Origin of the sequence: Robertmurraya sp. FSL R5-0851, assembly GCF_038002965.1 — a bacterium.
GTDB classification, from domain to species: domain Bacteria; phylum Bacillota; class Bacilli; order Bacillales; family Cytobacillaceae; genus Robertmurraya_A; species Robertmurraya_A beringensis.
This window is the reverse complement of record NZ_JBBOOE010000001.1, coordinates 4,473,324-4,495,057: the sequence shown is the minus strand read 5'-3', so window position 1 is coordinate 4,495,057 and position 21,734 is coordinate 4,473,324. Positions and strand designations below refer to the sequence as shown.

The 21,734-nt window shown below is 42.0% G+C and carries 14 protein-coding genes; 11 read left to right on the top strand and 3 right to left on the bottom strand.

What is annotated here, in order from left to right; all coding sequences use genetic code 11:
* Positions 1 to 99: 99 nt before the first annotated feature.
* The 5 genes from pulA (at position 100) to MKX65_RS22900 (ending at position 11,968) form a co-directional block, all read left to right on the top strand.
* The gene (pulA, locus tag MKX65_RS22920; RefSeq protein WP_340905830.1) at positions 100 to 7,410 is read left to right on the top strand and encodes a type I pullulanase; all 7,311 of its coding nucleotides are present in this window, start codon (positions 100 to 102) and stop codon (positions 7,408 to 7,410) included.
* Positions 7,411 to 7,619: 209 nt separating this feature from the next.
* Positions 7,620 to 8,474 carry an ROK family protein gene (locus MKX65_RS22915; protein WP_340905828.1) on the top strand — a complete coding sequence of 285 codons (855 nt, stop codon included), beginning with the start codon at positions 7,620 to 7,622 and terminating at the stop codon, positions 8,472 to 8,474.
* A gap of 102 nt (positions 8,475 to 8,576) precedes the next feature.
* Positions 8,577 to 9,140: a class D sortase gene (locus MKX65_RS22910; RefSeq protein WP_340906370.1), complete on the top strand. Its 564-nt coding sequence runs from the start codon at positions 8,577 to 8,579 to the stop codon at positions 9,138 to 9,140.
* Between the two features lie 145 nt (positions 9,141 to 9,285).
* The gene (locus MKX65_RS22905) at positions 9,286 to 9,585 is read left to right on the top strand and encodes a hypothetical protein (protein WP_340905826.1); all 300 of its coding nucleotides are present in this window, start codon (positions 9,286 to 9,288) and stop codon (positions 9,583 to 9,585) included.
* A gap of 151 nt (positions 9,586 to 9,736) precedes the next feature.
* Positions 9,737 to 11,968 (top strand): cell wall-binding repeat-containing protein, encoded by a 2,232-nt coding sequence (locus tag MKX65_RS22900; RefSeq protein WP_340905824.1) that lies wholly within the window; start codon positions 9,737 to 9,739, stop codon positions 11,966 to 11,968.
* Positions 11,969 to 12,014: 46 nt separating this feature from the next.
* Here MKX65_RS22900 and MKX65_RS22895 read toward each other — a convergent pair whose 3' ends face one another.
* Positions 12,015 to 12,629, bottom strand: coding sequence for a PH domain-containing protein (locus MKX65_RS22895; RefSeq protein ID WP_340905822.1), 615 nt, complete (start codon positions 12,627 to 12,629; stop codon positions 12,015 to 12,017).
* 127 nt (positions 12,630 to 12,756) lie between these two features.
* Positions 12,757 to 12,951 (bottom strand): hypothetical protein, encoded by a 195-nt coding sequence (locus MKX65_RS22890; protein ID WP_160545808.1) that lies wholly within the window; start codon positions 12,949 to 12,951, stop codon positions 12,757 to 12,759.
* A 480-nt stretch (positions 12,952 to 13,431) separates the two neighbouring features.
* On the opposite strand from MKX65_RS22890, the gene MKX65_RS22885 reads away from it, so the two are divergent.
* The 5 genes from MKX65_RS22885 (at position 13,432) to MKX65_RS22865 (ending at position 18,659) form a co-directional block, all read left to right on the top strand.
* Positions 13,432 to 14,259 (top strand): N-acetylmuramoyl-L-alanine amidase family protein, encoded by an 828-nt coding sequence (locus MKX65_RS22885; protein WP_340905819.1) that lies wholly within the window; start codon positions 13,432 to 13,434, stop codon positions 14,257 to 14,259.
* Positions 14,260 to 14,684: 425 nt separating this feature from the next.
* On the top strand, positions 14,685 to 15,341 hold the full coding sequence (locus MKX65_RS22880) for a 5-bromo-4-chloroindolyl phosphate hydrolysis family protein (RefSeq protein ID WP_340905817.1): 657 nt from the start codon (positions 14,685 to 14,687) through the stop codon (positions 15,339 to 15,341).
* Positions 15,338 to 16,537 carry a toxic anion resistance protein gene (locus MKX65_RS22875; RefSeq protein ID WP_340905815.1) on the top strand — a complete coding sequence of 400 codons (1,200 nt, stop codon included), beginning with the start codon at positions 15,338 to 15,340 and terminating at the stop codon, positions 16,535 to 16,537. Before MKX65_RS22880 ends, MKX65_RS22875 begins: the two co-directional genes overlap by 4 nt.
* A 243-nt stretch (positions 16,538 to 16,780) precedes the next feature.
* Positions 16,781 to 17,443, top strand: a complete 663-nt coding sequence (locus MKX65_RS22870; RefSeq protein ID WP_340905813.1) for a hypothetical protein — start codon at positions 16,781 to 16,783, stop codon at positions 17,441 to 17,443.
* 16 nt (positions 17,444 to 17,459) lie between these two features.
* On the top strand, positions 17,460 to 18,659 hold the full coding sequence (locus tag MKX65_RS22865; RefSeq protein WP_340905811.1) for an efflux RND transporter periplasmic adaptor subunit: 1,200 nt from the start codon (positions 17,460 to 17,462) through the stop codon (positions 18,657 to 18,659).
* A gap of 62 nt (positions 18,660 to 18,721) precedes the next feature.
* Here the strand turns inward: MKX65_RS22865 and MKX65_RS22860 are convergent, their stop codons facing one another.
* Positions 18,722 to 19,567: an N-acetylmuramoyl-L-alanine amidase family protein gene (locus MKX65_RS22860; protein WP_340905809.1), complete on the bottom strand. Its 846-nt coding sequence runs from the start codon at positions 19,565 to 19,567 to the stop codon at positions 18,722 to 18,724.
* Between the two features lie 135 nt (positions 19,568 to 19,702).
* On the opposite strand from MKX65_RS22860, the gene MKX65_RS22855 reads away from it, so the two are divergent.
* The gene (locus tag MKX65_RS22855; protein WP_340905807.1) at positions 19,703 to 21,706 is read left to right on the top strand and encodes a penicillin-binding transpeptidase domain-containing protein; all 2,004 of its coding nucleotides are present in this window, start codon (positions 19,703 to 19,705) and stop codon (positions 21,704 to 21,706) included.
* Positions 21,707 to 21,734: the final 28 nt, after the last annotated feature.

The window sequence follows — 21,734 nt, the reverse complement described above, 5'->3', positions numbered from 1 at the left end:
TTGCAACATGAAGCTACATAAAGTATCACATTCAACAAACATCACCAAGGTTCACAGCTAGTCAGCACCACCCGTAAAACAGAATAGGAGGAGAAGCGATTGAGTAGGAAGAACATGAGGGCATTTTCGATAGTGATGGTTTTTGCTCTTCTACTTCAGCTAGTTTCAGGAAGTGGATTGTATACGAGAGCAAATGCTGAAAGCACTCCAGCGAGCCCGATCATCCATGAAGACAACAGCGTTACATTTAACTATGTAAGCACAGGGGAAACGGCCGCGTATGTCATTGGTACCCATAATAACTGGACGCTTGAGACAGCGACCCCAATGACCTTAGAAAACGGTGTGTTTACCGCAACATTACCAACCCTAGCGGAAGGAAACTATGAATATAAGTTTCTACTAAACAACAAAAGCTGGGATCAAAGCACGGCAGACCCATTAAATACGAACCCGAAAGCGGGGGATAACTCCACTTTCCTTATTGGACCGCCACCAGTGACAGCCTCAAGCCCGGTCATCAACGACGATGGCACGGTCACGTTCCAGTACTTAGGTGAGGCAGACCGCGTGCGTGTCGCAGGCAGCTTTACGAGCTGGGCAGACAACGCAAAAGAAATGACCAAAAACGCGGAAGGTGTGTGGCAGCTCACCACAGAGCTTGCGCCAGGAACATACGAGTACAAATTTATTATTGGGGAAAGCAACTGGATCACCGACCCCAGCAACCCGAACCAAGCGAACGGAAACTCCGTCGTCCATGCACCGGGTCTAATCATCAACGCACCAGCCACAACGAAAAAGGGCCAAACGGTCACTCTCACTGCGAAAGTACTTAACGAAAAGGGAGAACAGTCTGACGTGACTCCTCAATGGAGCCTGAAGGATGGTAGAGACGGGATTACGTTATCCAACAACAGTTTAACGATTGCTGACACGTACTCCGTTCAACCGAACGACAGCATCACCGTCCAAGCGTCACTCGACGGAAAAACGGCAGAAAAAACGATTCAAATTCTTAGCACTACTTATTCTTATACCATCAACTACTACCGATTTGACGGTGCCCAAAACAATTGGGATATGTGGATTTGGGAAGACGGAAAAGAAGGAGCGGCTTATCCATTCACCACAACAAAAGACGGATTTGCCCAAGCAACATACGAATTCTCATCCAGCTCCATTAACATCATCACAAGAACAGGGGACTGGACAACACAAGATGTTCAAAGAAAAATCGAGATCAAAGAAGGTGACTCTGTTGAAGTTTGGCTCACTCAAGACCAAACCGAAGTGAGCTACACCAAGCCAGACTTAACCGCAGCTGTTCAAGCGGCATTAATGGATGCTAAAAACAGCATCACCGTGTCCGTAAACAAAAAGCTGTCAGATGACACTACGTTCACACTAACAGATGTCGAAGCGAACCAAGAAATCGCAACAACCACAACGAAGCTTAGCGATACAAAAGTGAAGCTAACAATCACAGACCCTTCACAAATCGACGTAAGAAAGCAATACCAAGTCAACGCAACCGGTTACCAACCTACAAAGGTAACGATGCGAAACGTTTTAAACGATGACCAATTTTACTATGATGGAAAAGATCTAGGGTACACGTACTCACCATCAGAAACCACGTTCAAGCTATGGGCTCCAACTGCTCAAAAAGTAAGCGTCGCCATCTATAGCGACCAAGGCACTTACGAAGGGGCGTTCGTCACTGACCATACAAACGGCAACGAAACCGCCATGACTCGTGCCTCCAACGGCGTGTGGTCACTCACCCTAAACGGTGATCAAAACGGAAAATACTATATGTACAAAGTCGAGTTCGCAGACGGAACAACCAACTATGCGGTTGACCCGTATGCCCGCTCCATTTCGCCAAACGGCCAACGGACCGCGATCATCAACTTGGATGATACGGACCCAACCGGGTTTAATCCGGAAGTCAAACCAGCGTTTGTGTCGCCAACCGATGCAATTTTATACGAGCTGCACGTGCGCGATTTTTCCATAGATGAAAATTCAGGCATGACTAATAAAGGGAAGTACAAGGCATTTACCGAGTCGAGCACGACGGGGCCAAATGGCGTTAAAACCGGCTTAGACTCACTAAAAGAATTGGGAGTGACTCACGTTCACTTGCTGCCAGTCTATGACTTCGGTTCCGTGAACGAGCGAACCGTCGATGACCCGAACTCCACTGACCCGAAGTTCAACTGGGGCTATGACCCGATCCACTTCAACGTACCAGAAGGATCGTACGCCACCGACCCGGCGGACCCAACGTCACGCGTGACGGAGTTCAAGGAAATGGTTCAAGCCATGCACGACAAAGGCATTCGCGTCGTGATGGACGTCGTGTACAATCACACCTATATCCCTGAATCGACCCAGCTTTCTGGCGGTTCACCGTTTGACAAAATCGTACCAGGCTACTACTACCGTACGGACGATGCGGGGAAAATTACGAACGGTTCGGGCACAGGAAATGAAGTCGCTTCCGAACGTCCGATGGTTCGTAAGTACATCAAAGACTCCGTGAAATATTGGGCATCCGAATATGGAGTTGACGGCTTCCGCTTTGACTTGATGGGCTTAATCGACCGTCAAACAATGAGCGAATTAACGAAGGAGCTGAAGGAAGAGGTTGATCCAAGCATTCTGATTTATGGCGAACCATGGACAGGAGGATCGACAAGCTTAGATGCTTCCTTACAAAACTTCAAAGGAACGCAGAAAGACCAAGGTTACGCGGTATTTAACGACAATATCCGTGGCGCCATTAAAGGCGGAAGCGATGATGCATCCACAGGTTTCGCGACAGGCGCAACCGGGAAGGAAGCCGACGTTGCAAAGGGTGTCATCGGTTCGATCACCGACTTTACGAACCGTCCATCCGAAAGCATTAACTACGTGACCGCGCATGACAATTTGAACCTATGGGATAAAATGATGAAGGTCGCAAATCAAGATATCACGACCGATCCTCACGCGATCATCACGGAAGACAACGCACTGCAAAACGAATGGGTCAAACGCAGCCTACTAGCGAATGGCATCGTGCTTACATCACAAGGGATTCCATTCCTCCATGCAGGGGAAGAAATGCTGAGAAGTAAATACGGTAACCACAATAGCTATAAGAGTCCAGACAGCATCAACCAAATTCGTTGGGAGCTGAAGGACCAATACAAGCCAGTGTTCGATTATTACCAAGGCTTGATTGAGCTACGTAAAGCGCATCCAGCGTTTAAAATGAACACAAAAGCAGCAATTGAGCAAAATCTGCAAGTGTACAAAACTGACGACAATATCGTCGCATTCCAGTTGAAAAACTATGCGAACAACGATTCTTGGAAAAACATCGTCGTCATTTACAATGCAAACAACGCAGCGAAGGAAGTTAGCCTTCCATCCAGCACGTCCTGGAATGTGGTAGTCGACGACCAAGCAGCCGGTGTCGAAACACTTCGCACGATTAATGGTGCAACAGCAACCGTCGCTCCATTATCGATGATGGTGCTGTACGATGAGGCGGAAGGTGAATACACACCAACGGTCACAAGCATTGAAACGAGCACAACCAGCTTTGCGATCAACCCAGGCACAACGAAAACAATTACGGCTTATGTGAAAGACCAAAAGGGCCGCATCATGCTCGACCAAAACATCACATGGACATCTTCCAATCCAGAAGTAGCAAAGGTGGATGGCGGGAAAGTCTCCTCTGTGAAAAATGGGACAGCAACGATTGTTGCCGCAGTGGGTGAGGTGAAGGCGGAAATTGAAGTCACGGTGGCCACACTCGCACCGAAGACGATCACAATCTCAGGTGATAAATCCGTCTATGAAACCTACACGGCTCAGCTATCCGCGCTCGTTCGTGACCAGTTCAACCAAGAAATGCTTGGGGCAAAGGTTACATGGACATCGTCTGATGAAGCAATAGCCATCGTGGATGGAACGGGCAAGGTATCAGGCCTAAAGCCAGGAACCGCAACGATCAAAGCAAAAGCAGGCGACGCAGAAGCAACCCTTGCATTAACGGTAAAGAAAAACGTGAAACGTTATGTGCGCGTAAAATACGTAAGACCAGACAAGGACTTCACGGACTGGAATATCTGGGTATGGAATACAGGCGTGAAGAACGATCAAATCGACTTTACGGAAATCAACGGGGACACAGCGATTGCCAATATTGAAATCGCACCAACAACGGAGTCCATCGGCTTCCTCATCCGAAAAGGAACGGACTGGGCAACTGCGAAAATTTCACCGGACAGTGACGACCATGTGGTGAAAATCGACCGTGATGAAGTGATTACAAAGGTAACGGTGGTCACAGGTGTCGCAGGTCAAACCGTTGTACCAGCAGTCAAAGGACCCATTTTAGAAGATGGAAATGTAACGTTCTACTATCGTGATGAAGAGCTGTACCAAAACGACATGTTGCACACGATTGAAGGAGTGAAGGTGAAAGTCGGAGCGCAGGAATATGTGATGACGTATGACGAGAAGAATGAGTACTTCTACTATACGTTGAAAAACCTCGACCCAGGCACCTACGAGTACAGCTTCCTTGTGACAAAGGACGGCGAAACAACTGAAGTGACCGATCCGAAAAACACGGTTGATGGCAAGTCGGTCATTGTGTATACCGTGCCAAAGGTGACCATAGAAGGTCAAGTCTCACCAGTGAAAATACAGCATAACGAAAATGCCGTTTTAAAAATCAACGTGACAACGGAAGAAGAGGTTACTTTTAAAGAAATGTACGTGGATTTGGCGCCATTGGGTGGAAAATCCAAGCTCATGATTGACCCGCAGCTTCAAGCAGTCACCATCGGAGTGAAGGATTCGGTTGCTGCAGGAATCAAGAATCTGACCGTAACCGCGGTGGACGAATTCGGAAACCGTCACAATCAAACGGTAGCGGTGGAAGTTGCACCACGCACATACCAAGGAGATCTTGACTTTGATTGGGATGAAGCACGAATTTACTTTATGCTCACCGACCGTTTCAAGGATGGAGATTCAAGCAATAACCCGGTTGGTTACGACCCAGAACATAGTGAGGCGTACCATGGCGGGGACTTCCAAGGTATCATTGATAACTTGGATTACTTAGATGACTTAGGCATCAACACCATCTGGATTTCACCAATCGTTGATAATATCGACTTTAATAAGGGTGTCGATTTTACAACAACCGAAGGCTTAGATGCAAAGCAATACGCTTACCATGGCTACTGGGCAAAGGACTTTACATCTCTAGATGAAAGCCTCGGTGACATGGAAACATTCAAAAAGCTAATTGAAAAAGCGCACGACAAAGGCATCAAAATTATGGTGGACGTCGTGTTAAACCACGCTGGTTACGGAATGGATTCCATCGAACCGAACTGGCAGGGAGAAGCAGGTCTACCAACGGCTGAAGAGCAAGCAGTGTTAAAGGATATGCTTCGTACTGAAATGGAGGACCCAACCGTTCGCGGAGAACTAGACGGACTTCCTGACTTCAGAACCGAAGACCCAGCCGTTCGTGCCAAAATCATTGAATGGCAAACCGCTTGGTTGGAAAAAGCAAGAACAGATAGCGGAGAAACGATTGACTACTTCCGTGTCGACACCGTGAAGCACGTCGAAGAAACTACTTGGATGGCGTTTAAAAACGCGCTAACCGAAATCAGACCGAGCTTCAAAATGATCGGCGAATATTGGGGAGCAAGCGTCACGAATGACGGTGGCTACCTACGCTCTGGACAAATGGACTCGTTGTTGGACTTTGATTTTAAAGAAAAAGCAAAGAACTTTGTGAATGGAGACATTAGCGGGGTTGAGTCATATTTAACCGAGCGCGATGCTCATATCGACAACACGTCAACACTTGGACAATTCTTAAGCTCGCATGACCAGGACGGCTTCTTGTCCGAGTATGTGGGTGGCGATGTTGGCAAGCTAATGGTCGCAGCAGCCCTGCAAATTACATCTAAAGGTCAACCAGTGATTTACTACGGAGAAGAGCTTGGCAACTCCGGCAAATCAAGCTGGGAATCTAGCAATGGCGTCGTATCAGCATTTGCACAAAACCGTGACGGAATGCCATGGGAAAAGCTTGAAAGTGGAGACGAAACAGCGGTTAAGCTGCATGACCATTATGCCAAGCTACTAAATATTCGTGGTGACTACTCGAAAATCTTCTCGAAAGGGACCCGAATGATGGTTGCTGGTGGAAACGAGGAGAAGTACTCCATCACGAAGCGTGAGTACCTTGGAAAGAAAGTATATGTTGGATTGAACACAGCAACGGAAGCCACGAAGGTCACTTTTGCAGTGGACTTTGAGCCAGGCACGGTGCTTGTGGATGAGTATAGTGGAGTGAGCTATACGGTTTCTGATGCGAAGGATGTTGCAGTGAATCTTGCAGCTCGTGATGCGGGTGGAACGTTTATTTTAGCTGAGGCTGCATCTACTGGGGAGCCGGGGGATGGCGACGGGGAAGATCCAGGAGATCCTGATGATGGTGAGAATCCGGGTGATGGTGGAAATAATCCAGGAAACCCTGGAAATGGAGGCAATAATCCGGGAATACCGGGCAATCCAGGTAATGGAGGAAATAATCCAGGAACACCGGGTAACCCAGGTAAAAGTGGAAACAATCCAGGCAATCCGAATAACCCAGGAAACCCAAATGTTCCTGGCAACCCTGGAAAGCCAAACAACCCAGGCCAAAACAACCTAGTAACAAAGCCAACAGTGAAAAACGGAGTTGCAACGGTTACAGACGCTGAAGTTACACAGGTAGTTCAAAACGGTACAATTACTGTTGAAGTGAAAGAAAAGAATGCAACAGTAAGCTTTACTGCTGAACAAATTAAAGCGCTCAAGGAAAAAGGGGCAAAGATCGTGTTTGCGAATGGGGAAGCCTTGCTAACCATCCCAGCTTCCATTCTTCCAAACGGTGCAGTAAAGATCGAAATGAAGCAAATGAAAAAGGTCGATGGTGCAGTAAGTGAAGTGTACGATTTTAACATTTACGATGAAAAGGGCAAAAAGTACACGAAGTTCAGTTCACCAATCACGATCACCTTTAATGTAGGAAAACAGTCTAACCCAGAAGGTCTAGAAGTCTACTATTATAATGAAGAGGCGGATAGATGGGAGCTTGTTCCGGGTTCCGAGTACAAAAACGGGCAGGTAAGTGTACCAACAACCCACTTTAGTAAGTTTGCGGTTTTTAATAAAGATGTAACTAAGGTAGCGTCAGCGACGAAAACAGGAAAGGCATTGCCGAATACAGCAACTAATCTATTTAACGTATTGTTGCTAGGAGTGGCTCTACTCTTTATGGGGGTGACCCTGTTGGGAGTTAGCAAAAGAGGTAGATTGAAAAGAAACTAGATTTTAAGAGTAAGGGGGTCCCTCGATTTGAGGGATTCCCTTTTCACTTAAGTGGGAAGCTTGAGGATACTTTGGCTTGGTGAAGAAAAAAATTGAGTACCTTGTTGCTTTGTTAATTCAACATCAGAATTTTTAGCAAATGTTAATGCTTATGTGATACGCTTTCACATAAGAGCTATAGGTTAAAAAACGAAATTGGGAGGAATAGTATGTTAGCTGCTATCGAAGCCGGTGGAACTAAGTTTGTTTGTGCTGTAGGAGATGAGAAAGGGAATATTATCGAGAGAATTCAGATTCCTACCACTGTTCCAGAGGAAACCATTCCTAAGGTTATTGAGTTTTTCCGGAAATTTCAGGTGGATGCAATCGGAATTGGCTCGTTCGGTCCGATTGATGTCAACCAGGACAGCCCAACTTATGGTTATATCACATCCACACCTAAATCGGGTTGGAAGAATTACCCGTTTGTCCAAGCCTTGAAGGATGCGTTCCATGTTCCTGTTGGATTTAATACCGATGTCAATGCTGCTGCATTAGGGGAGGCGACCTTTGGTGCGGCAAAAGGGCTGGATAGCTGTTTGTATATAACGGTCGGGACAGGCATTGGGGCTGGAGCGATTGTTCAGGGGCAACTGCTTCAGGGGATTTCTCATCCTGAAATGGGTCATATTCTGGTGCGACGCCATCCGAATGACCCGTATCAGGGGAAGTGTCCGTACCACCAAGATTGTTTAGAGGGTCTAGCATCTGGTCCGGCAATAGAGGAGCGATGGGGGGCAAAAGGTGCCGAATTGGTTGATCGGATTGAAGTATGGGATTTGGAAGGGTATTATCTGGCCCAATCGATTATGCAATACATTTTGATTCTTTCTCCGAAGAAAATTATCCTTGGAGGAGGCGTAAGTCATCAAGAACAAGTATACACTTCCATCTATAAATATTTACCAGAGCTTATAAATGGTTATGTTTCATTACCGGACCTTACAAGCTACATTGTTCGGCCAGGTCTCGGGGATGATGCAGGGATTGTTGGAGCACTTATGCTGGCACATAAGGCGTTTTAAGAAACTTCTCTACAAGCTGGGTAATCTCTAATTGAGAGATTTCCCTTTTTTTTCAATAGGTTGCTATAATGAAGTTGAAATTCATTAAGGGGGTTTGGCAGAATTAAGTATATCATTTATCTTTTCATTCTCTTAGGACTAGGGATCACTGGATATGCAGGTTATCAGATTTGGCATTCAAATATACAAGCAGACAAATCGCTGGAAGAAGCTAAAGGAATAGTGGAAAAAGCTTCATCAGAAAAAATTGACGATGAAAACTTCAACCCTATTACTGGGGAAGTAGTAGGGTTACTCTCGCTTCCAAAAATAGAATCAGAGTTAGCGATTGTTGAAGGCACAGAACCGGACGAGCTCGAAAAAGGTGTAGGTCACTATAAAGGCTCATTTTTTCCAGGGCAAGGAGGACAAATTGTTTTATCAGGTCACCGTGATACGGTCTTCAAACGTGCAGGGGAGCTCGAGCTTGGTGATGAGCTCGTCATGAAAATGCCGTATGGAAATCTAGCCTATGAGATTGTGAATACAAAAATCGTTGATGCTGACGACACAAGCATTATTACGTTACAGGAAAAGGAAGAGGAGCTTATCCTTACCACTTGTTATCCGTTTGGGTATATTGGGGATGCTCCTGAACGGTATATAATTTATGCCAAAAAGAAATGAACGGAGGATATCTAACTCTCCGTTTTTATTTATGTAAATTATTTATTTAAAAAATATTTACAAAAATCAGGAAAAACCATAATATTTAGACTTGATAATAGAAACCAAATAATAACTATTTCGTCTAATATTATGAGGTGTCGAAATGATGAGATTTATAGTCTTCATATTATTTTGCTTAAGTTTAACTGCTTGTTCAAGTCCAGAGGAAGTATACTTGGAGGGGTACGTTACTGATCGAGGAAAAAAAAGCGTAGATGTTGAACTTGTCGGGGCAACCAGCCACAATTCAAAAAACATTACTGTAAAGGTAAACAATAGCGATATGTTGTCCCATGTAGATAAGGGAGAAAATATATTGGTAAAATGCAATGGAATTAATTGGTGGTCAAATCCTCCGGAAACAGAGGCAATCACTTTAGAAACCATTAGTTTTGATGAATGAGTTTTATAGACGATAAGTAGCCCGCTACAATGGTGCACGGCTTCTTTCCATTGTTGAACATGTCAACTGGTATACCTTCTCTCTTTTAATGATTCTTGAATTCAATTACAATAATACACAGTGAATAAATAAGAAAGAGAGTGTAAATCCATTGAATTTTTTACGTGTCTTAATTTCCTTAACTATTTTGATCTCACTTTTTCCAATAAATAAAACAGAGGCATCTAGTAATACAGGTGTTATTCCCATCAATTGGAGTTCTTTTACTAATGGCAATCCTGCTGATGAAAATTCTCAACGAATCCAACAAATCTTATTAAATACCAACCAGTATGGATTAACCACCTGGTGGAGCACCTCTAAGAATTTTGACGAGCAAACAGGGTCTTATTTAAACTTTGGAGGCAAATCAGAGAATGAGATTCGGCACCCAGCTGCTATGTCACTTGGATTAGCAACTTCATTAGCATTCGATCTTTATGATTCAGGGGTTACCAATATTTCTGAAACAGAAGCACAAGGGAAAACTGTAAAATTAGTATCATCCCTTGCCTATCGTCATAAAGCAAATACAACTGGCGGTTGGGGTGACGAGTGGCAGTCGGCACACTGGGCTTATTTTTCAGGTTTTTCTGCATGGCTCATTTGGGATAACCTATCAGGTACTGACCGTGAATATGTTCGGAAAATGGTTGAATATGAGGCGAATCGTTTTAATGACTATGTGGTTCCTTATATGAATACAATCGATGGAATAATCTTATCTCCAGGGGATACGAAAGCGGAAGAAAATGCGTGGAATGCCCAAATTTTGCAATTGGCCACAGCTATGATGCCCAATCATCCCAACTGGAATATCTGGATGAATAAAAATATCGAGTTGATGGTTACTTCAGCTTCTACACCGTTAGATAGCAATAATAACACGGTCATAAATGGAAAGGCCGTGAAAGACTGGGTAAAAGGAAGCAATATAAATGAAGATGGTACCGTGATAAATCATGGATTTATACATCCTGATTATATGGAGTTTATCGCTTTTAATAATACTTCAGCTTTACAATATACATTAGCTAATATGCCTACACCTGAAGCTGCTTTTTTTAACTCTGATTTAGTATATAAAGGTCTTGTAGAAAAGAATTTCTCGAGTCCGCCCTATGAAATACTAGGAGGAACCATTTATAGAGAAGGTTCTTCCGATATCTATTTCCCTCAAGGTAATGATTGGGGTACTGGACGCAGAATGAACTTTGCTACATTGGATATTTTCGCCAATGTATTTGGTTATGATGATTCGTTAAACAAAGGTGGAGACTATTGGGAGCCTCTACATGCACAAAAAGTATTAGAAATGCAAAGTCGCCATTCAGATGGACACACGTATAGCAATAACAGCGAGGACAACTATCAAGGGAAAGAAGAGTGGATTGCTCACCATGCAGCTTGGGCATGGATGGCGAAATGGGTGGCTCATTCAGGTAAGTTTACTGAGACTAACGAGGCATTTCTTCCTAGCTATACAAGATTAGGTGGTGCTACTCGCTATGAAACAGCTGAAAGAATCTCAAAGGAAGGTTGGTTAGTGGCAAAAACTGTGTATCTTGCTCGCGGAGATGCATTTCCAGATGCATTAGCAGGTTCACCTTTGGCTTATCAGAGCAACTCACCGATCTTACTGACTCAAAAGAGCCAGCTTTCCGATGCCACCAAAAGGGAGATTCAACGACTAAAAGCTGAAAAAGTAGTCATATTAGGTGGGATCGAAGCCGTTGGAAAGGCAGTAGAGGATCAACTGATTAAAATGGGCCTTAAGGTTGAGAGAATTGCTGGTAGCACACGATATGAGACAGCTCGCAAAATCGCAGAGAAAATAAGTAATCCGTCTAAAACAGCCATGATTGTATACGGTTATAACTTTCCAGATGCTTTATCAGCAGCTACGATAGCTGCGAAAAATGGTTATCCTATTCTTTTAACCGATACAAATACTTTACCAGGCGATACGAGACAAGCTCTAAATGGTATAACAAAAACGTATGTCATAGGTGGGAAAAGCGTAATATCGGACAATGTATCAAATGGTGTGCCTGCCTCAAAACGAATTGGTGGAGAAACTAGGTATGAAACAGCAGTGAGTCTAATTAAAGAGTTTAATTTGCAACCAACAGAAATATTTATGACTGATGGTTGGGCATATCCTGATGCACTCACAGGATCTGTGTTGGCGGCAAAGAAAAATGCCAATTTGCTTTTGGTTGAAAAAAACAAAGTACCTACCGCTACACAAACTTTAATGGATCAATATAATATTCAAAGATTAACGATTCTTGGTGGAAACCAAGCTGTATCAGATGCTGTGGTTCAATCACTATTGAAATAAGGAAGAAAGAGGAGGCTCAATGAGTCTCCTCTTTCTTTTGTGAAATTTAGTTATTAATATACTTCTCAAACACATCACCAAAGTCTTTCTCATGATACTGCTCACGAATCGAAGTTAGCCAATTAAAGCCAAACTCAGTTAACTCTTTGTACTGTTCGGAAAGCTTTAGTTCCTCTGTACGAGAGTTTTGTAGAATTGCAACAGCCTTCTCTAGACTCTCGTTTGCTAAGTTAGTTACAACCGAATTCTCATAAGTAGTCTCAGAGATTCGTAGTAAAGCCTTATACAAATCCTTAAGCTTTTCAATTTGATCCTTTTGAACATCAATATCAAATTGAACATCGCCTAATCGGAACTTAATCTCCACATCCATATCAAGCTTTCCGGCAGTTTCTAATGTTACGTTCGAGATCTTGTGTTGAGAATAGGGGTAACGATACAATGTGCGCTTAGAGGAAGCAGCACTTTGACCATCCACATGAATTAATGCCAAATTCGTAAAGCAATATTCATCCGCCTTTGTCTTGATCAAGAAGTAAATTCTTTCATTGTCCTCATGCATGACGTAATCGTCAGCATCTGTCTTGTCAAAATCCTTTGGTTCAATAATTTTTCCAATATCCGATAAACCTAATGCATCAGCAGCTATTTTTTTGAACAACCCCATCATCCTCCTGTAAATTATGTACTATTCCATTTTAATTCCAAATGGAGGAATTATGAATACTTTTTCCATGTGAAAACTAAAAACCAGACCCAATTTGAATTGAGTCTGGTTAGAAATATTATTAAAATTTTTTCTTTCCTGCTAAAAACATCAATCCATGATAGATAAGAGCTAAAGCAAAAATAAGGACAGTTAAAACTCCAATGCCATCGATTAGTGGATCAAGAGGCGCCAAGAAACCGCTTACAGGAACGCGTAACAATCCAAAACCAGCAAGCATAGCAGCTAAGAATAATAAAGGATAACTATTCAACATAAATCCCTCCTTTCAATAGTATGTATATTCATGTAGTGGGACACATGTTAATAAAGTTCACAAAATATTGCTGAAAAGGTGGAATATTTACAGGCTAACTAGCATAGTGAGTAAATGTCATAAGGAAAATAGCTGGTTAATTAAGCTGAGGTATTACTTGAAGTCATTGCCTGTGACCGAAAGCTAATGGCTTTTAAAATAAAGATCTTGTCTTGAGCAGTAAGCATTTTCCAGCTTTTGACCTTAATCTTCATAAGACCACTCCTTTGTATTTGTCACTTCAACCTAGGTATCAAGTACTCTTTATTTACCACCTATCATTTGTAATTAAACAAACAATACTTCTACAAAGTCAGACAAATAGGACAAGTTATCGCCAAAATACCGTATATATTTAAAGGTAATATAATCCGCATTTGCCTAGTTTACTTTCACACCAAGCAAGGGAAAAGTAAACAATAAACTGTTGAGGTGATATATATGGTGAAGATTTTTATTGATCCAGGTCATGGTGGAACAGATCCGGGTGCGGTAGGAAATGGTATTCAAGAAAAAAATATTACTCTACAAATCTCCAATAAATTAAGAGAGATTCTAATAAATGAATATGATGGTGTATCTGTTAGGATGAGTAGGTCTGGAGATGAAACTCTTACCTTAAATCAAAGAACGAACATGGCCAACCAATGGGGAGCAGATTTTCTTTACTCAATCCATATTAACTCTGGTGGTGGCACAGGTTATGAGGACTATATATACAGAGGCCTATCTAGTAGTTCTCGTACTGCTCAAATGCAACGGACAATTCACTCGGAAATTATCGCAAGAAACAATATGAACGACAGAGGCATGAAGAAAGCCGATTTCCATATGCTTCGTGAAACCAATATGGATGCAGTACTTACTGAAAATGGCTTTATTGATAATCCGAGTGATGCTGCAAAAATGAAGAGTACTGCATGGATCGAGTCTGTAGCCAGAGGGCATGCAGTTGGATTAGAAAAAGTTTATAAACTCTCTAAGAAATCTCGAGTTCAATCTCTACCCCAAACAACAGCAACACCTGGAGTAATTAGATATATATATACCGGAGGCTTTGCTCATCAACCCTTACAGGATGTACACACTTACCTATTTACAACAGGTCATAACTTTGATTGTAAAAGGGGTGCAGACGGCTCAATTGTCTTTTTAATTGGTCCCTTTGATACTTCGCAACAAAACTATAGAGAATGTAAATACTTCCTTGATAAAGCTGGCCACTATAACAAATTATTAACAAGAGAAGAGGCCGCTAACTTTAGATGATTTCAAACAGTCTGGTACAAGAGTAAAATTGCAAGAGATTCATAATAAATGTAAGAAGCCCTTCTATTTAATTTATTTGAAGGGCTTTTTTGTATTTAAGAAAGTAAAGTATAGAGAACTAGCTGTCCATTCCACACGGACAAATATGGGGAAGTGTCCACGAGCGGTGACAGACACCCTAAAAAGACAAAACACCCAAAAGTGTCCACGGAGGGTGTCTGTCACCCGGTTTCTCCAGGTTCTCAGTCTTGAGACCTAGATGTAAATACAAAGGAAGTCCATTTTGAATATGGTCAATTTCGGTTATATTGGTTATAGAGAAATTTAATTGGTCAAAAACTAGATTCACGCAAACTTGAAACTTTTTTTACAATTGGTTCGTATTACTTAACATAGAAATTTCGAGAGGTCAGGAGTCGATTACAGTGAACTTCTTAATTGCATTGCTTATTTTTACCTTTGTTTCCATTCCAGCTTCCATTTTGACATGGCTAATTAGCTTTTTCGCTTTGAACAATGGCTTTCTTGCAGCATCAGGAATCTCAGTTGTAGCTGGTATCCTTACTTATATAATTGCTAATGGAATCGTAAAGGCAAAAACATTCAAGAAATATAACATCTCACGTAAAGAGTATGTATACATTAGAAAGAACCTAAAAGAAGCAAAGCCAAAGCTCCAACGTTTGAGAAAAGCATTCTTCCAAGTAAGAGACGTCGCTGCTTTTAAGCAACAGCTTGATACACTTCGAGTAGCAAATAAGATCTACTCCATTACTAAAAAAGAACCAAAGCGCTTTTATCAAGCAGAGCCATTCTATTATTCACACTTAGATTCAATGGTGGAGCTTGCAGAAAAATATGCCTTTCTATCTAGCCAACCAAAAAAGAACTCGGAATTACTTATTTCTCTTCAAGATACAAAAATTGCTCTACGTGACCTTTCAAACGTAATTGAAGAGGATTTAAACCAAGTGCTATCGAATGATATAGATAAACTCAACTTTGAGCTTGATGTGGTAAAGAAGATTACCCTCAAACCGAAGAATCTAGACCCGAATGAAGAAAGTAGGAGAATTAAATGACAGATCGTAACACAGAGCCGCAATTGCAGCGAGCAGCATCTAGCAGCAATATGTTAGACGATTTGCTCGGAAACCCATTTGCTGATCCGATTTCAGCACAGGACCAACCAATCCTAGCTACACAACAATCGGATAAGCCGTTAAAGCTAATTGATGTGATCCCACCGGAGAACAGGGAAAAGGCATTCCAGCTGGCGCAACAAATTGACCCGAAAAATCATCAAGCAATCATCACGTACGGAACACAAGCACAGTCTAAGCTAATGACTTTCTCGAACTCGATGATCGAGCATGTTAAAAAAGAAGACATTGGGGAAGTAGGGGAGATTCTCTCTGACCTGATGAAGAAATTTAATGAGGTAAACCCAGACGAACTAAAGCCGGAGAAACGCTCGATGTTCTCAAGGATGTTTGGGAAAATCCAAAACTCGCTACAAGAGGTGCTCTCGAAATACCAAAAAACAGGTGCGCAGATTGATCGAATCAGTGTAAAGCTAGAGCGCTCGAAAAACACATTAATGAGCGATGTGGTGTTTCTCGAAAAGCTATACGAGCACAACAAGGAGTATTTCCACGCACTAAACGTGTATATTGCAGCCGGGGAATTAAAACTTGATGAACTCAATCAAGCAACCATTCCAAAGCTTAAGCAAAAAGCTGAACAGACTCAAGATCAAATGGCATTCCAGGAAGTCAACGACATGATGCAGTTTGCGGACCGTCTAGACAAGCGTATTTACGACCTGAAGCTAAGCCGTGAAATAACCGTACAAAGTGCACCACAAATTCGCTTGATCCAAAACACCAACCAAGCACTGATTGAAAAAATTCAATCATCCATTATGACAGCAATCCCACTATGGAAAAACCAAGTAGCGATTGCACTGACACTAATCCGTCAACGAAATGCGGTTGAAGCTCAAAAGCAAGTCTCGAAAACAACAAATGAACTCCTTCTCAAAAACGCAGAAATGCTAAAAACAAATACAATCGAAACAGCAAAAGAAAATGAACGTGGCTTAGTCGATATTGAGACACTTAAGAAAACACAAGAAAACCTCATTCAAACGCTTGAGGAAACCATACGCATTCAACAAGAAGGTCGCGTCAAGCGCCGTCAAGCCGAACACGAACTCGCACAAATGGAAGACGAACTCAAACAAAAGCTACTAGATTGGGGTACCAACCCAAGATAATGGGGTGACCGACACCACCAAAAAAGAAAACAACTGTCCACGAAGGGTGTCTGGCACCCTTCGTGGACAAATTACCACATTTTGTACGTGTGGAATGGACACGGAATATTACCTTAACAGGGGATTTGCCACCTCCAAGTCGGAAGTGGTCTTTTTTTGTCGATTCCGTTTCCAAAATATATCAAATCAAGTAAAATAAATTGTAAGATTATCAAAGTATATGGCAAATATTGGAGGGAAAACATGATCTATCGTGTACAGTTGTTCCGTGGATTAAAAGACCCATACATCATCGGACACCAGTTAACAAAAGCAGAAAAGATGGAAGGAACATGGAAGTATACGATCATCCTTACCTTTGCTAGTTTCCTACTCTATTCAATTAGTGCATACCTAGGTATAGGGAGCGAGGGCTTATCAAAACAAATCTATCAGCTAACCAGTTCAGAGTACGAAGCAACAAAGCTTCTCTTTGCTGCTGGCCAAGTACTTATAGGGGTTCTCGGTACCCTTCTCTTTATCTTTATCCCTGCACTTGTCTTCTGGCTCTGTTCAGACAGCTACTATATCAAACTAGTGAATATCCAGCTGATCGTCACGACCATCATTTTACTTGAGAAAGCGATCAGTATACCGTTTCATTTCTATCTCGGTCTTGATGCGGTTTCACTTCCCTACTCTTTAGGAATCATTGCTCAATATATAACAGATTATCAATATATAATCCTGTTTTTAGCCCAAATAACTTTCTTTCAAATATGGGTCATTTTTCTTCAGTATACATACGTGAAAAACATAATTGAGCTAAACAACCGAATCGTACTAGCAATTGTCATCGCAACAAATGTCTTTATCTGGCTAGCACTTGCGCTATTTGCCTACATTGACTTTGAAAAAATACTATAAAGGAGTTGCTAGATTTATGAACTGGAAAAAGTGGACAGTCATCCTAGTTGGCGCTCTATTCATGATCGGCAATTTCTATCTAATATACAAAAAGGATAGTGACATCAAGAGGCTTAGCTACGTGGATTCATGGACAACCATCAAGGAGCAGAACTTAGTAGAATCAAAAACAGACAAAGGTTTAACGAAACCAGTTGAAGAGGAATATATTTATTACGAAGAGAACACAGGTGATTTTGAAGCCTTTCTAGTAAAAGAGGGGGAACAAGTTGAAGAGAATACACCTATTTTAGAGCTTTCATCTGTCAATATTGATGCGGCAATTTCTCAAAAAGAGTTAGAAATATCAAAGCTAGAGGATGAAATTACAGCACTAGAAGACAATATTGACAGTTTAGATAATTTATTAAGTGACATAGAGAGTTCAACGACCGAGGAGAATCAATCCTCTAACAAGATTATGGCGAACTCATTAGAAATTGAAATTTATGAAAAGGAACTACAGTTAAGTAGGCTGGAGGCGGAACTTAACAAGCAAGAAACAACACTAGCGAGTTTTGATGGAAACTTATCGAGTCTTACCATAAACAGCAAAATTTCTGGTACTGTCAAGGAAATTCGTCATGATTTAAATAATCCACTTGTTACGATCACATCTAATGACATACTGGTAGAAGCGACACTGCAGGAAAAAGAAGTTGCTACTATTGATGAGGGAATGAAGGTGTTTGTAACTTCTAAACTACAAAAAGACAAAATAGAAGGAATAATCGCAAGCATATCAACTCTTCCAAAGAACGAGCCAAAGGAAGGGAAAGAAACAGAGTACAAATACCAGATTCAACTGAACGAGCAACCACAGATTCCCCTTGGTTCAAACGTTGACCTGAAAATAATCACAAATGAAGTTACAGATGCCCTTACTGTAACAACAAATGCTATCAAAGAAAAACAAGCAAAATCATACATGTATGTGATGATGGCAAACGGTACGATTGAAAGACGCCAGATTGAAACGGGACTACAACTCAACCATGTAAAAGAAGTCAAAGCAAATGCTGAAGAGGGGGAAAAAGTGGTTCTCAATGCGAACACGCTTATAAACAAAACAAAGTTCTATACCTCACTTCAGCCAAAGAAACTAAAGAAAAAAGATTTCAAGGAAATGGGTAAGAGGAAGGCATTGAAAACAGCATTAAAGGGATTTGTTAGTTAAATGAAGGGGAAAGCTAAGCTTTCCCCAAAAAAATAGCCCCGAACCATTCGAGGCAACTCAGACTATCTAATAACGGCACCCGTGCTAGGATGTCCATAAATTTTCACTCTTCCAAAGTCAGCGGTATCAATGATATAGGTGTCCGGTTCATTTCCGTTGGCCACAATTTGATACGACAGTCCACCAAACTTAGATGGTCTCAGTTGACCGATGGCATTTGTCCTAACAGGTGCATCATTTACTCGATAGATTCTCCAAGTATTTGCTGATGCTGGTAGATTTATTGTTCTGCCAGTTGAAGTAGAAGGGGCTGGTGAGGGTGCTGGTGCCGCAGCAGGAGTAGAGGCTGCTGGAGCATTCCCGTTTCTTGTCAGATTATAGATTCTTTCCAAGCCAACCACATGACCTCTAGCTACTTGCTCAATCCAAGCTGGATCCTTCATTTTTGCCGCATCACCGGCATTATCAATGAACCCGTTCTCTGTTAGTACAGCATCCATATTGGTTTCACGAAGCATATGGAAATCAGCTTTTTTCATGCCTCGGTCATTCATATTGTTTCTAGCTATAATTTCCGAGTGTATGGTCCGTTGCATTTGAGCAGTACGAGAACTGCTAGATAAGCGACTGTAAATATAATCTTCGTAGCCCATTCCTCCACCTGAGTTCACATGAACCGAATAGAGAAAGTCTGCACCCCATGAATTAGCAGCATTTGATCTTTGATTCAATGATACAGTTGTATCTCCCGTACGACTCATTCTTACCGACACATTTGAATACTCTCTTTCAAGAATGTCTCTCATTCTTAGACCGATTTGCAGCGTTACATTCTTTTCTTGAATTCCATTACCAACAGCTCCAGAATCAGACCCACCATGTCCAGGATCAATAAATATTTTGACCATTCATTTCACCTCTTCTTTTTTATAGTGTTCTTTTCCCTTTCAAAGGGTGTTCACAAACTAGACAAGCGCGGATTTATAAGTGAAATTTACAGGAATATGGTAAAATAGAACAATGAGGTTTAAAGGAGGAGAATCATGAAGAAGTCAATATGGCTCATAGCCATAATAGTACTATTTGTCCTGACGAGCTGTAATAAAGAGCCACAGCCAGAGGATCGTTTTGTAACGTATGTAAAGCTTTGGAATGATCAAAAGTTTGAGGAGATGTACAGCTATCTTTCGGCTGAAGCGAAGGAGAGCATTAAGAAGAATGAGTTTGTTGAGAGGTATCAAAAAATATACAATGACCTCGGCATCACCAACTTAAAAGTTTCTTATGAAAAGCCAACCGAAGAAAAGGAACGTGACAAAAAGGTCACAGAAGCAAGTCTTCCTTTTTCGGTTAGTATGGTTAGCATAGCCGGTGAGATCTCCTTTGAACAAGATGCTCGGTTAACAAAGGAAGAGCGAGAAGATAATACAAACTGGTACCTTAACTGGGATACTACATATATATTTCCTGATCTAACAGAAGGTGATAAGGTTGGGATTAACACAACGGCACCCAAGCGAGGAGACATTCTAGATAGAAACGGACTTGAGTTAGCAACAACAGGGACAGCACTTGAGATGGGAGTAGTTCCAAAAGACATTGAAGGACAGGAAGCAGCAGTTATTGAACAACTTGCAGTAGTTCTCGGTATGACGACAGAAAGCATAGAAAAAGCTTTGAATGCAAGCTGGGTTCAACCAGATTATTTTGTACCGCTAAAAACGATCTCTGAAAATGATACGGAGCTCAGAGCGCAGCTTGGCCAAATACCCGGTGTTCAGAGAAAAACTGTCGAAGCTCGCGTGTATCCATTCGGTGAAGCAGCTGCCCACCTGATTGGCTATGTTGGATCGATCACAGCTGAAGAATTGGAAAAACAAGATCCAGGCAAATACTCAGCGAATGATGTAATCGGTAAAAGAGGACTGGAACAGGTTCTGGAAAAACGTCTTAAAGGGGAATCAGGAGTACAGATTTTGATTCAAAAAGAAGATGGAACAGAAACGGTTCTAGCTGAAAAGCCTGTCAAAGAAGGCGAAAATATAAAGCTAACGATTGATGGGGCCGTTCAAAAGGATATGTATATCGAACTCCAAGGAGAGGCGGGAATGGGTTCGGCCATTCATCCAACAACAGGAGAAACACTCGCACTTGTGAGTAGTCCGAGCTTTGACCCTAACAAACTATCCCTTGGAGGAACAGCAGCTGATTGGAAAGCACTAGAGGAAGATCCAAAACAGCCATTGCTCAATCGTTTTAAAGCAAATTATGCGCCTGGATCTGTCATAAAGCCAATTACAGCAGCCATTGCCCTTCAAGCAGGAACAACAGATTGGGAAAAAACCATGCAATTGAGTGGGAAGCAGTGGCAAAAGGATTCCTCATGGGGAAGTTATTATGTCACAAGAGTGACCGATCCGAATGCACCAGTCAATTTAGCTGAAGCGCTTCTTTACTCGGATAATGTGTACTTTGCTCAAACCTCACTAGACCTAGGGAAAGATCAATTTGAACAAGGATTAAAAGCATTTGGATTTGAAGAAGAATCGGAATTCCTATTCCCATTAGAAACATCCACCTATGGAGACATGGGCTCCGAAGTGACACTAGCGGACTCAGGCTATGGACAAGGACAAGTCGAAATGAGTGTCCTTCATCTAGCTAGCACATACACCATGCTAGTAAACAACGGAAATATGATCAAGCCAACTCTTTTACTAGATGACGAAGATAGTCAGGTATGGAAGTCAAATCTTCTTGACCAAGAAAATGTAACAAAATTAAATGAAGCACTAAAGCAAGTAGTTGAGAATCCAAGAGGAACAGCAAATGCTGCCAAGATAGATGGTTACCCGCTAGCAGGGAAAACAGGAACAGCAGAATTTAAAGAAAAACAAAACGAAGCTGGCAAAGAAAATGGCTGGTTCGTAGCCTATAACACTGACAACCCAACTCTACTTGTTGCAATGATGATTGAAAATGTGGAAGGTAGAGGCGGTTCAAAGGTAGTCGTTGAAAAGGTAAAACGAGTGTTTCAAACAGAATAACTAAAATGGCCCCTCAGTAAAAATGGAG

Coding starts and splice junctions, on each gene's coding strand:
- MKX65_RS22915 (WP_340905828.1), top strand. CDS start 7,620: ATGTTAGCTGCTATCGAAGCCGGTGGAACTAAGTTTGTTTGTGCTGTA.
- MKX65_RS22905 (WP_340905826.1), top strand. CDS start 9,286: ATGATGAGATTTATAGTCTTCATATTATTTTGCTTAAGTTTAACTGCT.
- MKX65_RS22890 (WP_160545808.1), bottom strand. CDS start 12,951: ATGTTGAATAGTTATCCTTTATTATTCTTAGCTGCTATGCTTGCTGGT.
- MKX65_RS22885 (WP_340905819.1), top strand. CDS start 13,432: ATGGTGAAGATTTTTATTGATCCAGGTCATGGTGGAACAGATCCGGGT.
- MKX65_RS22875 (WP_340905815.1), top strand. CDS start 15,338: ATGACAGATCGTAACACAGAGCCGCAATTGCAGCGAGCAGCATCTAGC.
- MKX65_RS22870 (WP_340905813.1), top strand. CDS start 16,781: ATGATCTATCGTGTACAGTTGTTCCGTGGATTAAAAGACCCATACATC.
- MKX65_RS22865 (WP_340905811.1), top strand. CDS start 17,460: ATGAACTGGAAAAAGTGGACAGTCATCCTAGTTGGCGCTCTATTCATG.
- MKX65_RS22860 (WP_340905809.1), bottom strand. CDS start 19,567: ATGGTCAAAATATTTATTGATCCTGGACATGGTGGGTCTGATTCTGGA.
- MKX65_RS22855 (WP_340905807.1), top strand. CDS start 19,703: ATGAAGAAGTCAATATGGCTCATAGCCATAATAGTACTATTTGTCCTG.